At 69.4% G+C, this 14381-nt stretch carries 13 protein-coding genes; 9 read left to right on the top strand and 4 right to left on the bottom strand.

Annotation, left to right across the window (positions count from 1 at the left end):
* The first annotated feature begins 21 nt into the window (after positions 1-21).
* The 4 genes from ACTHNQ_RS12050 to ACTHNQ_RS12035 are packed head-to-tail and all read left to right on the top strand — an operon-like array spanning position 22 to position 4648.
* The gene (locus ACTHNQ_RS12050; RefSeq protein WP_440333687.1) at positions 22-1761 is read left to right on the top strand and encodes an FAD-dependent oxidoreductase; all 1740 of its coding nucleotides are present in this window, start codon (positions 22-24) and stop codon (positions 1759-1761) included.
* A gap of 16 nt (positions 1762-1777) precedes the next feature.
* On the top strand, positions 1778-2995 hold the full coding sequence (locus tag ACTHNQ_RS12045; protein WP_440333685.1) for an oxidoreductase: 1218 nt from the start codon (positions 1778-1780) through the stop codon (positions 2993-2995).
* A gap of 26 nt (positions 2996-3021) precedes the next feature.
* Positions 3022-3765 (top strand): EthD domain-containing protein, encoded by a 744-nt coding sequence (locus ACTHNQ_RS12040; RefSeq protein ID WP_440333683.1) that lies wholly within the window; start codon positions 3022-3024, stop codon positions 3763-3765.
* Positions 3766-3793: 28 nt separating this feature from the next.
* Positions 3794-4648 (top strand): LLM class F420-dependent oxidoreductase, encoded by an 855-nt coding sequence (locus ACTHNQ_RS12035; protein WP_440333681.1) that lies wholly within the window; start codon positions 3794-3796, stop codon positions 4646-4648.
* A gap of 20 nt (positions 4649-4668) precedes the next feature.
* Here the strand turns inward: ACTHNQ_RS12035 and ACTHNQ_RS12030 are convergent, their stop codons facing one another.
* Genes ACTHNQ_RS12030 through ACTHNQ_RS12015 form a run of 4 tightly spaced genes read right to left on the bottom strand, consistent with a single transcriptional unit; the run spans position 4669 to position 8947 of the window.
* Positions 4669-5406 carry a glucose 1-dehydrogenase gene (locus tag ACTHNQ_RS12030; RefSeq protein WP_308866522.1) on the bottom strand — a complete coding sequence of 246 codons (738 nt, stop codon included), beginning with the start codon at positions 5404-5406 and terminating at the stop codon, positions 4669-4671.
* A gap of 51 nt (positions 5407-5457) precedes the next feature.
* Positions 5458-6489 (bottom strand): ABC transporter permease, encoded by a 1032-nt coding sequence (locus ACTHNQ_RS12025; RefSeq protein ID WP_440333679.1) that lies wholly within the window; start codon positions 6487-6489, stop codon positions 5458-5460.
* On the bottom strand, positions 6486-7445 hold the full coding sequence (locus ACTHNQ_RS12020) for an ABC transporter permease (protein WP_440333677.1): 960 nt from the start codon (positions 7443-7445) through the stop codon (positions 6486-6488). The genes ACTHNQ_RS12025 and ACTHNQ_RS12020 overlap by 4 nt, the downstream gene beginning before the upstream one ends.
* Positions 7442-8947, bottom strand: a complete 1506-nt coding sequence (locus ACTHNQ_RS12015; protein WP_440333675.1) for a sugar ABC transporter ATP-binding protein — start codon at positions 8945-8947, stop codon at positions 7442-7444. Before ACTHNQ_RS12015 ends, ACTHNQ_RS12020 begins: the two co-directional genes overlap by 4 nt.
* A 121-nt stretch (positions 8948-9068) precedes the next feature.
* Here ACTHNQ_RS12015 and ACTHNQ_RS12010 point away from each other — a divergent pair, with 121 nt between their 5' ends.
* The 5 genes from ACTHNQ_RS12010 to ACTHNQ_RS11990 all read left to right on the top strand — a co-directional run.
* On the top strand, positions 9069-10322 hold the full coding sequence (locus ACTHNQ_RS12010; RefSeq protein ID WP_308866518.1) for a substrate-binding domain-containing protein: 1254 nt from the start codon (positions 9069-9071) through the stop codon (positions 10320-10322).
* Positions 10323-10416: 94 nt separating this feature from the next.
* Positions 10417-11424, top strand: coding sequence for a fumarylacetoacetate hydrolase family protein (locus tag ACTHNQ_RS12005; protein ID WP_308866517.1), 1008 nt, complete (start codon positions 10417-10419; stop codon positions 11422-11424).
* Between the two features lie 4 nt (positions 11425-11428).
* Positions 11429-12037, top strand: coding sequence for a cupin domain-containing protein (locus ACTHNQ_RS12000; RefSeq protein WP_308866516.1), 609 nt, complete (start codon positions 11429-11431; stop codon positions 12035-12037).
* Positions 12034-14010 carry an acetoacetate--CoA ligase gene (locus tag ACTHNQ_RS11995; RefSeq protein WP_440333672.1) on the top strand — a complete coding sequence of 659 codons (1977 nt, stop codon included), beginning with the start codon at positions 12034-12036 and terminating at the stop codon, positions 14008-14010. The genes ACTHNQ_RS12000 and ACTHNQ_RS11995 overlap by 4 nt, the downstream gene beginning before the upstream one ends.
* A gap of 56 nt (positions 14011-14066) precedes the next feature.
* Positions 14067-14381: TetR/AcrR family transcriptional regulator (locus ACTHNQ_RS11990; protein WP_440333670.1), on the top strand; the 315-nt coding region annotated here is incomplete at its 3' end.

The following is a 14381-nucleotide window of genomic DNA, read 5'->3' as shown; positions in this document are numbered from 1 at the left end:
CGTCTCCAGGAGCAGACCGACATGTCCGCGAGCACACCGCAGTCTTCCGAGCCCGCCGTCCTCCGACCCGCGGACGACCAGGCGTGGGACGCCGAGGCCGACGTCGTCGTCATCGGCACGGGCGTGGCCGGCGACACGACAGCCATCCACTGCGCCGACCTCGGCTCATCCGTGATCATGCTGGAGAAGTCCGTCGCTCCCGGTGGGACCAGCGCCAAGTCCGGCGGCGGCATGATGGTGCCCAACAACAGCTATCAGCGGGCGCTCGGCGACGTGGAGACCAAAGAGGACTTCATCGCGTTCCTCGCCCGGGTCGGGCGACCCCTGCTGTACTCGGCAACCGACCCGACATTCGGCCTGCCGCAGTGGGAGTACGACCTGATCGAGGCCTACTTCGACCACGCCGGCGACGCGCTCGCGCGCCTGGAGGAGCTCGGCGCGCTGCGGGTCATGCACATCGCCGGCTGGCCCAGCTACAGCGACGTCCCGGAAGATCGGATGCCGCGGGGGCGCTACGTCGTGCCGCAGGACGACGCGGAAGAGATGTCCAACGGGCGCAACGCGATCGAGCGGATGATGCGCACACTGGACCGGCTCGGCGTCGAGGTGCGTCTGGGATTCCGCGTCGACGGCGTCTACCTGAACGACGCGGGCGAGGTCGTCGGGGTCCGCGGTCATGACGGCACGGATTCGAGGTCGATCCGCGCCCGCAAGGCCGTGGTGTTCGCCAGCGGCGGCTTCACCCACAACACGCCCTACACCCGCGAGTACATGAACGGGCGCATCGTGGGCGGCTGCGCCGCCGTCACGAACACCGGCGACTTCCTGCCGATCGCCAAGAGCCTGGGACTTCCGCTGCACCAGATGGACGAGGCCTTCTGGGCGCCGGTCGTGTGGGAGCAGGCGCTCGCGCACGATCCGTCCCTCATCGCCAACTTCAACTGCGCGGGCGACAGCATGCTCGTGGTCAACAAGTACGGGCACCGGATCGCCAACGAGAAGGTCACCTATCACGACCGCACGCGATCGCACTTCCTGTGGGACCCGACGCTCGTCGAGTACCCGAACTTCCTGCAGTTCGTCGTGATGGACAAGCGCTGCCGCGACCGTTACGGCTACGACGGCTTCATCGACCTCACGGCCGGCAACTTCATCCCCCGCGTGGGCGAGACCTCGCCGTACTTCCTCGAGGGGGAGACCCTCGAGGAGCTGGCGGAGCGGTTCACCGAGCGGCTCGCGCTGCATCCCGACGACGCCGTGGGCACCAGACTGGCCGACGACTTCGCCGCCACGCTGCGGGCCTCGATCGAGCGGTTCAACGTCTTCGCCCGCCAGGGTCGGGACGACGACTTCCATCGCGGTCAGACGGCGATCGAGCAGTTCTTCATGGGACTGGACAACCAGCTCCGCCCGGCCGACGCCGATCCCGACGGCGCCAGCGATCAGCTCGATCCGACGCTGCACCCGCTCTCGGACGAGGGCCCGTACTACGGCATCATCCTGGCACCGGGGGTTCTCGACACCAAGGGCGGCCCCAAGGTGAACGCGACGCTGCAGGTGCTCGACGGAGACGGGCGGCCCGTGCCCGGCCTCTACGGAGTGGGCAACTGCGTCGCATCCGCGTCCGGCCAGGCCTACTGGTCGGCCGGGTGCACATGGGGTCCGTACCTGACCTTCGGCTACATCGCCGCCCAGAGCATCGCCGCAGAACCCGACAAGCAGATCGGCACCGGCCGCGACTCCTCTCGCGTCCTCGCCTGAACCCTCAGGAGCACGCATGGAGAACCCCGCCGCCAGCCCCGTCCTCGACGGCGTCGCATCGCCCGACCCCCTCTTCACCCCGATCACGATCAACGGCCGAACCGCCCGCAACCGGTTCGCTCTGCCGGCGATGCAGCGCGCGTCGCTCGACTTCCGCCCCACCCCGCGGATGGCCCCCACGCTGCGGGCGGTCGCCGAAGGCGGCTGCGGCCTGATCATCTCCGAGGGCTCGTCGCCCGACCACCCTGCCGCGTACTGGCAGCAGGTCTTCAGCGTCATCGGCGACGACACGGTGCCCGAGTGGCGCGAGGTGGCCGATACGGTGCTCGCCACCCCGGGAGTGCTGTTCCTCATGCAGCTGTGGCACCCCGGGGCGATCCGGCTCGTCGTCGAGGGCATGAGCAACCCGTATCCCGATCAGCCCACCCTCAGCGCGTCGGGGCTCGTGCAGGAAGGCCGGCGCAACGGGCGGGCGATGTCGGAGCAGGAGCTGGGGGAGACGCTCGCCGCCTACGTCCACAGCGCCCGGATCGCGCAGGACCTCGGCGCGCACGGCGTCGAGATCCACGCCTGCCACGGGTACTTCCTCGACCAGTTCCTGTGGCACGAGACCAACGAGCGCACCGACGAGTACGGGGGCGCCACCCTCGCGGAGCGCGCCGCCTACCCGGCCGAGATCGTGGCCGCGATCCGCGAAGCGACCGGTCCCGACTTCGTCATCTCGTTCCGGTTCTCCCAGTGGAAGGAGGTCGACTACACCGCGCGCATCGCCGAGCACCCGGATGAGCTCGGCCCGTTCCTCGCGCGCCTGCGCAGCGCAGGAGTCGACCTCTTCAACGTCTCCACACGACGCTTCGACGCCGTCGCGTGGCCTGAGCTCGACGCGAAGCTGACCCTGCCCGCGTGGGTCAAGTCGTTCACCGACGCGCCGGTGCTAGCCATCGGCAGCGTGGGACTGTCCACCGACTTCGCCCACGACATCCTCGAGAACGAGGAGCCCCGCTCCCAGGCGGAGCACGACTTCGACCGCGTGCGGCTCGGTCTCGAGGCGCGCGAGTTCGACCTCATCGGTGCCGGTCGGTCCCAGATCGCCAACCCCGATCTCGTCTCGCGGGTGCGCGCCGGCGAACTCGGCGCGGTGCGCAGCTTCCGCAAGGCGCGCGACCTCGCCGGCGTGGACGAGCACTTCATCCACATCGGGCAGATCGTGGCGCAGTCGCGGAAGAAGGACTGACCGCCGGCTCGGCCGCGGGAGCGCACATGGCCGGCATCAAGCTCTTCGACCCGTTCTCGCGCCGAGCGGACATCTCACGAGCCGACTTCTCGCACCACTGGATCACCCACCACGCCGAGATCGTCACGCGCATCCGCCGCATCACGCGTTACGTGCAGAGCGTGCGGCTGGACGACTCGCCCGCGCTGCTGGACGAGCTGTTCTCGTCGTCGAGCTGGGACGGATGCGCCGAGACCTGGCACCCCACGTCCTCGTCGGTGCTGGCCATGCCCCATGAGCCCCGCTTCGCGGAGCTCATGGCAGACGAGCGCAACTTCCTCGATCTGACGCGCCCCCGGCATCTGATCTCCTCCGAGGAGACCCTCGTTGACGAGCACGGCTTCGATCCGCGTGTACGCGGGGTCAAGCTCCTCGTCTTCGTACGGCGGCGCCCCGAGGTGAGCGGGAGCGACTTCGCGGACCGCTGGCCCTCCGCCGCCGACCGGGACCTCGGTCGGCGCCTGGCGGTGACCCGGCATGTGCGGTGCACCGCCATCGGCCACGTCGCCCGTGCTGCCGACGGCTCGGGCGATCTCGGCGCGGCGGGCGCGGCATCCGTCTCCGACGACGAGTACGACGGGGTTCAGGAGCTGTGGTGGCGCCACCTGCGCGCGATGGAGGATGCACTCGCCGCGCAGCCCGAGGCAGCGCAACGCCTCTTGGCCAGCGACCTGATCGACGCCCCGCGATCGACGACGCTCATCGCGCACGAACGGATCATCGTCGCATGACCGCACGGACCGCAGCGGAGGGGGCGGGATGAAGGTCGGCGTGCTCCCGCTCTCGTCGCACATCGCCGACCCGGCGTGGCTGACCGAGTTCGCCGCCGCGGTTGAGCGCACTGCGGCGGAGTCGGTGTGGATGTTCGAGCACGTCGCGCTGCCGTCGCAGTACCGGTCCGTCTACCCGTTCAGCCCGGACGGGAAGATGGGCGGCCCGGCCGATGCGGACCTGCCCGACCCGCTCCAGTGGCTGCAGCACCTCGCGGCCCTCACCGACCGCGTGAGACTTGCGACGGGGCTGATGATCCTGCCGCTGCACCATCCGCTGATCCTCGCCAAGCGCCTGGCGACCCTCGACCGTTTGTCGCGCGGACGTGTGATCGCCGGCTTCGGGATCGGCTGGCTGGCCGAGGAGTACGCGGCGCTCGGAGTGCCGTTCACCGAGCGCGGGCGACGGGCCGACGAGGCGCTGCAGGTGCTGCGCGCGGCGTGGGCACCCGGCGCTTCCGAGTTCGCGGGGCGCTACCACTCCTTCCGGGACCTGCACGTGAATCCGAAGCCGGTGGATCCGGCCGGCGTACCGATCGTCTTGGGGGGCGGGTCGCGGGCCGCCATGCGCCGCGCGGCGCACTGGGGCGACGGCGTGTTCCTGCTCGGTCAAGACCTCGCGCACATCGGCGGCCTCCTGCAAATGCTGTACGAGGAGGCGGACGCGATCGGGCGGCCCCGGGAGCAGTTCGAGATCACCGTGGACGCTCCGGCGGACCGGAGGGCCGCCGATCGGCTGCGCTCCTGGCACGTGGACCGCGTCGTCGTGGCCGCTCCGGCCGACGATCTCGACACGTGGGAGCGCACCGTCGACCGCCGCTGCCAGGAGTTGCTCGAGGGCTGACGCGGGCCCGGCGCCGCCCGCTACTGCGCGGGCAGCCCGGCCGTCTCGCCGCCGTCGACCACGAACTCGGCACCGGTCGCGAACGAGCTCTCGTCGGAGGCGAGATAGACGATCAGCTCGGAGATCTCCTCCGGCCGGCCGGCGCGGTGCATCGGCACGTGTGCGAAGTCTTCGAAGAAGCCGTCGATCATGGGCGTGTCGATGTTGCCCGGGTGGACCGAGTTGACACGGATGCCCCGCGAAGCAAGCTCCATCGCGGCCGACTTCGTCAGACCGCGCAGCCCGAACTTCGACGCGTTGTAGCCGGCGACCCGCGCGAAGCCGCGCAGCCCCGCCGTCGAGGAGATGTTGACGATGGAGCCCGCCCCGGCGGCCGCCATCAGCGCAGTCACCGCTCGGATGCCCTTGAACGCGCCGGTCAGATTGATCGCGATGATGCGATCCCACGCGGCATCCTCGTATTCGTCGATGGGAGCGAAGTCCACGATCCCCGCGTTGTTCACGAGCACGTCGAGGCGCCCGAACGTCCTCTCGACCTGTGCGACCGCGGAAGCCCATTGCGGCGTGCTCGTGACGTCGAGGGCGATGAAGGAGACCGCGTCGCCGAGCGTTTCGGCGACGTCCCGGCCGTGGGCGTCGTCGAGATCGGCGATCACGACGCGACCTCCCTCGCGCGCGAGCGCCCGCGCGTGCGACACGCCCATGCCTCCACAGCCGCCGGTGACGAGCGCCACCTTGCCGTCCAGCCGTCCGCTCACGATCGCCCGCTCCGCGGGCTCAGCCGCGCGCGGGCGCCCCAGCGCTCCGGCTCAGAAGCGGTCCCGCACATGCCGCTCCCGCCCGTACAGCGCGACGACCGCGAGGATGATGATGCCGTACACGATGCGGCTCTGCGCCTCGGCGAGACCGCGGCTGGTGATGATCGTCGCAACGACGGTCAGGATGAGTGCGCCGAGCGCGGTGCGCGTGAAGCTGCCCCGCACCGACCCGAAGGTCGTCCCTCCGACGAGCACCGCCGCCAGGCCCGAGAAGAGGTACGGGTCGCCGGTGCCCTGCGCCCATCCCGATCCGAACGCCGCGATGAACATGCCCGCGATGCCGGCCAGCACGCCCGACAGGGCGAACACGCCCGCCCAGATGGCGGCCGTGTTCACTCGGGTCAGCGCCGCCGCCCGCGGGTTGACCCCGGTGGCGTACAATCGGCGGCCGGTCGCGGTGCGCGAGAGGAACAGCCACAGCACGACGCCCAGCAGGACGACGATCAGGATGATCGGCGGGATCGGCAGGCCGAACGTCGTTCCGGTGAGCTGCGCCAGCGCGCGCAGGTCCTCCGGCGGCTGGCCGTTGTAGTCGCCGTTCACGAGGAACATCGAACCGCCGGCGAGGACCGCGCCGACGCCGAGTGTGAGCACCAGCGGCTGGATCCGCAGCCAGTGGCACGCAGCCCCGACCAGTGCCCCGATGCCGCCGCACACGACGACGGTGACCAGCAGCGCGATCCACGTCGGCCAGCCGAGCCGGCTGGTGGCGTTGGAGGCGATCATCGCCCCGAACAGGATGTAGCCCGCGACGGCCAGATCCATCCCACCCAGGATGACCACGAGCGTCTGCCCCATGGCGGCGAGCGCGAGGAGCGACGCGAGAACCAGGATCGAGACGGCGGCCTGCGGCCTCGTCGCGAAGGCGGGAATGAGCGCGACCAGGACGGCGACGAGCACGATCAGCACGAGCACCTGGATGAAGGGGGTCTCCACGGCCCACCGGCGCACCCTCGCCCAGCCGCGGGCGGGAGGAAGCGGCACGGTCAATGATCGCGTGACGCCCGTCGAGGGTCCGGTCATGCGCGGCTCCTTGTCAGTCGCGGATTGAGGAGGGTCGCGCCCAGGAGCACGCCGAGCACGAGCACGAGCCCGTAGGTGACCTGGACGAGGCTGGGCTGCACACCGGCCGCCGTCAGCAGCTGCTGCACCAGATAGATGACCACTGCGCCGAGGAAGGTGCCCAGGAGCCCGCCGCGACCGCCGCCGAGGTTCGCGCCGCCGAGCACGGCGGCCGCGATGCCCAGCAGCGCGTAGGTCGTCGCGAGCGAGGACTGCGAGGACTGCAAGAGGGCCGACAGTGCGATGCCGCCGACGCCGGCGAACACACCTCCGAGCGTGTAGGACAGCACACGCACGAGGGTGACGTTCACCCCGGAGCCGTAGGCCGAGATGTCACTCTCCCCCGTGGCGAGCAGATTGCTGACGAATGCCGTCCGCCGCAGCACGAACCAGACGAGCGCCACGCCGCCCATCGTGATGGCTGCCGCGGGGAACCAGCCGAAGGACCCGGCGAGCGCCTCGCTCCAGTTCGGGGGCGCCGGCACGGGCTGCTTCGAGATGGTGACCGCGATGCCGACGAGCACGAAGAACACGCCGATCGAGGCGACGACGGGGTGCAGCCGCACCACCGCGACGAGGATGCCCGTGACCGTTCCGACGGCTGCCGAGGTGAGGAGCAGGATCGGCACGGCGACGTACCACTCTCCCCACCCTGCGGGGATCAGCACCGCGATGAAGAGGCAGTTGATCAGCGTCGCCAGCGGCCCGACCGAGATGTCGATGCCGCCCGAGAGGATCGCCGGAGTCGACGCGAATCCAACAAGGACGAACGGCGCGAGGGTCGCCAGCGTCGCGGGCAGCCGCTCGGGGGCGAGGAAGCTCGGGCTCACGATCAGATTGACGACGAGCAGGATGAGCGCGAGCACGAAGGCGAACGCCCAGCTGCGCCGCTGGAGGATGCCCTGCACGCGGCTCATGCGACCGCTCCCGCCCGCTGACCGAAGTAGGCGGCGACGACCGCCTCGCTCGTGAGGCTCTCGCGAGGGATCTCTGCGAACACCGACTGGTCCCGGAACACGAGCACGCGATCGACGAGCTCCACCAGCTCCTCCACTTCGCTCGAGAGCAGGACGATGCTCATGCCGTCTGCGCACAGTCGATCGAGGATCGTGTAGATCTCACGCTTGGTCATGATGTCCACTCCTCGCGTCGGGTCGTTCAGCAGCAGCACCTTCGGGTCGGTCGCGAGCCATCTGGCGAGGACCACCTTCTGCTGGCTGCCGCCCGAGAGACTCGAGATCGGGTCGTCCTGCGTGCCGAGTCTGATCTTCAGCGCCGACACGAACTCCGCGAACCGCTTCCGCATGCGCCCGCTGCTCAGGAGCACGCCCCGGCGGTCCTGCCGCAGTGTCGGAAGGGCGAAGTTGTCGCGGATCGACATCGACTCGAACAGCGACTCGCCCCGGCGCTCGCGCGGGAGGTAGGCCACCCCGAGCTTCGCGCCGTTGCCCGGCCGGACGCCGATGTCGGGGCTGAGCACCCGGGTCACCGCGCCCGGGCCGGCGGTCACCCCGGCGAGGCGCTTCAGGAACGCGTCCTGGCCGTGACCTTCGAGTCCTGCGAGTCCGACGAGCTCGCCGGCACGCAGGGTGAGGTCGATCGGCGCCGCGCCGGCGGCGAGTGTCACGCCATCGGCGCGCAGCGTCGGATCACCCAGCGGGCGGTCGCGGTCGAGCCCGTGGATCACCCCGCTGGTCCCGGTCATGTCGGCGATGAGGCGGTCCACCGAGAGGTCCCCACGGTCCACGGTCGAGACGGTGCGGCCCGACCTGAGCACGGAGACCCGGTCCGAGATCTCCTGGACCTCGTCCATGCGATGCGAGATGAACAGCACGCCGACCCCGTCGGCGGTGAGCCGGCGGATCTCTGCGAAGAGCCGGTCGCGGGTGCGCACGTCGAGCGCTGCCGTCGACTCGTCGAGGACGAGGGTGCCGGGATCGCGCACCAGCGCCCGGGCGATGCAGATCGCCTGCCGTTCCGAGAGCGAGAGCGTTCCCGCGGGGGCGTCGAGGTCGATGCCGTCGATGAGACGGCCGAGGGTGTCGGCCGCGATGCGCCGCTGCGCGGTGCGAGCAAGACGCCGGACGAACACGCCGTCGGTGCCGAGCCAGATGTTGTCGAGCACCGACTGGCTGGTGGCGGTGAGCACCTCCTGGAACACGACCGCTATCCCCCGCCGGTGGGCCTGCCGGGGGCTGCGCAGCGTGAGCGGCGTCGCGCCCATCGTCAGCGAGCCGGAATCGGGGCGGTGGACGCCACCGATGATCTTGACGAGCGTCGACTTGCCGGATCCGTTCTCGCCGAGGAGCGTGTGCACCTCGCTGGGGCGCAGCTCCAGTTCCGCGTCCACCAGGGCGCGCGTGGCACCGAAGTGCTTGCTGATCCCGGTGAGCCTCAGCCCACTCCCGGCAACCGACATCTTGACTCCTCGTCGAGTTCACCCACAGAGGGCGGTACATCAGATACTAGACGAACCGTATCGAATGTGTCTATCCTGAACTCGCGCAACGGATGCGCCCACTCAAAGAGGAGTTCCACACATGCTCAAGCCCACACGCATGGCGCGGATGGGAACCGTCGCCACAGCACTCGCCGCCATCGGTGCCCTCAGCCTGTCCGGCTGTACGCCCGCCGCGACCGACAACCCCACCGACACCGCGTCGGCCTCAGCCGCGGGTGAATGCGGCTCCGTCCCGCAGCTCGGCGCCAACGACCCAAACGGCCTGCTCGACGACTTCAGCGCAGATGTCAAGGCGGGATACAACGCCTACGGCATCGAGGTGCAGGAGTCGGCCTGGGCGGACTGGAAGTCCGACAAGACCGAGGGCTTCACCGCCGCGATCGTCGGACAGGCCCCGGCCGCCCCGTACATCGCCACCTACCAGGCGCAGCTGCTCGAATCGCTCAAGGCGCAGGACGTCGAGGTCGTCGCCAATCTCGCACCGAACGACCCGACTGACGTGCCCGGACAGATTCAGATGTTCAACCAGGCCCTCTCGCTTCAGCCCGACATCATCTTCCTCAACCCCGCCGCACCGGAGGCGGCCATCGATCTGGTCGCCCAGGCGCACGACGCCGGGATCCCCGTGATCTCGACCGTGGTGCCGCTGGACTCGCCCTACGCCATCAGCCTGACCAACAACTCGAATCTCCAGGCGATGGAGACCGCCGCCGGCGTCCTCGGTGCCATCGGCGGCAGCGGGACGGTGCTGCAGGTCGACGGCGTCCCCGGCATCCCGCCGCAGCTGTTCTTCGAGGACGGCATCGCCAAGGCGCTCGAACTGTGCCCGGACGTCTCGATCGTCGGCCAGGTGCAGGGCTTCTTCCAGCCTCCGGCGGCACAGCAGGCCGTCGTTCAGTACCTTGCGACCAATCCCGCGGGAGTGGATGCCGTGTTCCAAGCCGGATCGATGGGCTGGGCGATCCGCGACGCGTTCGAGCAGGCCGGCATGCCGGTCCCGCCGATTCAGGACATCAACGCGTCGCAGGGCATGGCCGCGTACGCGGCGGCGAACCCCGACTACCCCTACTTCGGCACGGCGACCCCGCCGATCCCGGCCGCGAAGGCGGCTGCTCAGATCGGTCTCAAGGTGCTCGCGGGCGCGGGACCGAAGGTCAACCAGATCGCCTGGGGGCCCTACGTCGTCGACCAGGAGAACATCGGCGACGTCGTGGACCCGTCGTGGTCCGAGTCCGACGGCACGGATCTGACTGTGGATGGGGTCTACCTCACCGACGACCAGATCGCGGAGTTCTTCAACAATCCGGAACTCGGCCCGCAGACAGCCGAGTGAGCCCAGGGGTGGGCGGCATCGCCACCCACCCCTTCGCCGCTCGCAAATCCGATACCATACGTTGCGTATCGCATTGAGAAAAGGAAGTTGTACCATGAAGCTCGGACGAATCGCCGTCGACTCCCCCGATGGCCGCGAGGTGCGCGTCATCGCGGCAGAGCCCGAGAACAACCGCGTCGTGGATCTGCGACGGGCGTACGCGCTCGCCCTTCAGCGGGGCGGGGCTACCGAGGACGGCGCCCGTCACCTCGCTGCGGCGACGTTCGGCGACCTCACGCGCGGCATCTCCACCGGCGACTTCTTCCTCGAAGCCGCACATCGCGCGCTGACCGCCGCCGACGACGCCTCCACACCGCTGGACGACGCGACCTTCGTCGCCGCGATCAAGCCGCCGGTGCTCCGAGACAGCCTCACGTTCAACGGGCACATCAAGAACTTCTTCGGCAACGTCATGAAGACCACGCCGACCAGGGCGGTGTACGAGCGTCCGGGATTCTTCAAGGGCTCCACGGCGACCCTCTACGGCTCGGGTGAGACCGTCCCCTACCCGAGCATCACGGAGCAGCTGGACTACGAGCTCGAGATCGGCTACATCATCGGCAAGCCCGGCCGCAATGTGACGCCCGAGCGCGCCTTAGACCACGTGTTCGGCATCACGATCTTCAACGACTTCAGCCTCCGCGATGTGCAGGTCCTGGAGAGCCCCATAGGCATGGGGGCGCAGCACTCCAAGGACTTCGCCTACGGGATCGGACCGTGGATCGTCACCATGGACGAGATCCCCTCGATCATCGGACTCACCGGGCAGGTGCGCGTCAACGGCGAGGTCTGGTCGGACACCCGCGTCGAGGACTTCATCTGGACACCGGAGGAGACGGTCTCGTACGTCTCGCAGTTCGACGGCCTGCAGCCGGGCGACCTGATCGGATCGGGCACCATGGCCTTCGGCGCGGGCGCCGAGCTGCGCCGCTTCCTGCAGCCGGGAGACCTGCTCGAACTCGAACTCGAACGCGTCGGCGTGCTCCGCTCCCCGATCGCGGCTCAGAAGGAGACCCCGTCCTGGTGGCCGACCCCCCAGCCGTTCCCGTTCGAGGAGGCCTGAGCGCATGACCGAATCTCCCCGAGTGCGCCGCGTCGTCACCGGTCACGACGACGACGGCCGTGCCGTCATCCTCATCGACGGCATCGCCCCGAACGCCTTCGCGTCCGAGGTCATCCCCGGCTTCGGCGCCGCGGTTCCCTGGCTGACAGCCTACCCCGCCGACCATGTGTCCGACGACGACCCCGTCGGCCCGGGGTCGGCCACGCCCACGTTCCCCCGCGCCGGCGAGACGGTGTTCCGCATCGCGGAGTTTCCCCCGGACGCCTCCTATCCGAGCGACGCCCAGGACCGCATCTTCGACGAGATCGACGGAAAGGCCGAGGCCGCCGAAGGGGCGAGGCACTCCGGGGGAAAGCACTTCTGGTTCCACCGCACCGACTCCCTCGACTACGCCATCGTGCTCGAGGGCGAGATCACCCTGCTGGTGGACGACGGCGAAGCGACGCTCCGGGCCGGCGACGTCGCCGTGCAACGCGCGACGAGCCACGCGTGGTCGAACCGCACCGACCGCATCGCGCGCGTCGCGTTCGTCCTGATCGGCACCGAGCCCCTCTCGGCAGACGAGATCGCCGCCCAGCGCCGCGGCATCCCGGTGGAATCGGCGCGCCCATGATCGTCGACGCCGAAGCCGGCATCGGCGAGGTCGCGTGGCGACTCGACCCGTCCCTCGAATCGCAGACGAACGTCGCCCGCTTCGCCGATTTCCTGCGTTCCCGCGGCGTCGAGCTCGGCGAAGACTACGAGGACCTCTGGCAATGGTCGGTCGACGAGCCCGAGCACTTCTGGTCGGCGTGGGCGGACTTCGCCGGCGTGGCGATGAAGGGTGCCTCCGGCGTCGTCTGCAGCGCGGATCCGATGCCCCGCACCCGCTGGTTCCCCGGCCGTCGACTCAACTACGCCCGGGAGCTGCTCGCCGGGCACGAGGGCACGGCGATCGTCGCGATCTCGGAGAGCGGCGAGCGCACCGAGATCACGTTCGCGCGACTGCGCGCCGATGTCGCGGCCTTCGCTGCGCACCTCCGCGAAAGCGGAGTGGGTCCCGGTGACCGCGTGGTCGGCATCCTTCCGAACATCCCCGAAGCGGTGATCGGGCTGTTGGCGACAGCGTCCATCGGAGCGGTGTGGTCGGTGTGCGCGCCCGAGTTCGGCCCGGGGGCGATCGTCTCCCGTTTCGCCCAGCTCGAGCCGACGATGCTGATCGCGGCGCCCGGCTATGAGCTGGGCGGCACGGACCGGCACCGCGGAGCCGAACTGGCCGAGGTGCTGCGCGGTCTGCCGACCCTCCGCCGCATCGTCTGGGTGACCGGTCACACGCGTGCGCGCCCGGTCGACACCGCGGTGGCTTCGTGCGACTGGGCGGAGGCCGTCGCCGCCCCCGCCGAGGCCGAGTTCGCCGACGTCGAGTTCGACCACCCGCTGTGGGTGCTGTTCTCGTCCGGCACGACGGGCGTCCCTAAAGGCATCGTGCATGGCCACGGCGGTGTGCTTCTCGAGCAGCTGAAGCTCTGCAGCATCCATGACGACATCCGTCCGGGCGATCGTGTTCTCACGATCGCATCGACCAGCTGGGTGGTGTGGAACGGGCTGGTCGCCGCCCTGGGACTGGGCGCCGCCATCGTGCTGCTCGATGGCAACCCCACCCATCCCGCGCTGGACCGCCTCTGGCAGGTGGCAGGTGCCGAACGGGTGAACGTGCTCGGCGTGGGCGCAGGTTTCGTCCATGCGTGCGCGAAGGCGGGACTCGAGCCCGCTCGCGACCACGACTTCTCGGCCTTGAGGGTGGTGACCGTCACGGGCTCCCCGCTGTCTCCCGACGGCTTCCGATGGGTCTACCGGAGCGTCGGAGATGTGTGGCTCACGTCGCAGAGCGGTGGCACCGACATCGCTTCGATCTTCGTGGGCGGGGTACCGACTCTGCCCGTGCGCATCGGGTACATCCAGGCCCCGGCGCTGGGCGTACGCGTGGAGTCCTGGAACGAGAACGGCGAACCCACGCTCGGCCGAGGTGAGTTGGTGGTGTCGGCACCGCTGCCGTCCATGCCGCTGCAGTTCTGGGGAGACCCCGGCTTCGAGCGGTATCGCGACAGCTACTTCACGATGTTCCCGGGCGTCTGGCGGCACGGCGACTTCATCGAGTTCTCGAGCGACGGCATCGTGATCCACGGGCGTTCCGACTCGACACTCAACCGCAACGGCATCCGTCTCGGCTCTGCCGACATCTACGCAGCGGTGGAGGGGGTACCCGAGGTGACGGAGGCGATGATCGTAGGAGTCGAGATCGGCGCCGACTACTACATGCCGCTGTTCGTCGCCCTCACTCCCGGAACGGATGCGGACGACGCTCGCGCGGCCATTCGCACAGCGATCCGGACGCATCTGTCGCCTCGGTACCTACCCGACGACATCATCGTGATGCCAGCCATCCCTCACACGAAGACCGGCAAGAAGCTGGAGGTCCCGGTCAAACGCCTGCTCCAGGGGAAGAAGGTCGACGAGGTCGTCGACCCCGGCGCCGTCGACGACGCGGCGCTACTGGAACGCTATGCGGCTTTCGCGGCCGCCACGAGCGCCCGGAGCGCCAGATGAGCGGGCGCGCCACAATGAACGTTCCGTATCGGACGCCGAGGACCTAGGGTCTACCCGTGGCAATTCGCAGTGAACAGAGCCGACAGGCGATCCTCCAGGCGACGATGAAGCTGCTCGACGAGCGCCAGCCGGATTCGATGTCGGTGCAGCAGCTCTCGATCGAGCGCATCGCGCGCGAGGCGGGAGTCAGCAAGACGACTATCTATCGCTGGTGGCCGAGCAAGGCCGCCGTGATCATCGACACCTTCCTGGAGAACCACATTCTGCAGACGACCATGAGGGACGATCTTCCCGCCGTCGATGCCCTCCGTGAGCATGTCATCTCGCTCGCGAAGGTCTACGCCGGTTACGAGGGCCGACTCATGGCGCAG

Source organism: Microbacterium sp., assembly GCF_051953575.1.
Lineage (GTDB): Bacteria > Actinomycetota > Actinomycetes > Actinomycetales > Microbacteriaceae > Microbacterium.
The sequence above is the reverse complement of the archived record's forward strand: the minus strand, read 5'-3'. Positions and strand labels throughout refer to the sequence as shown.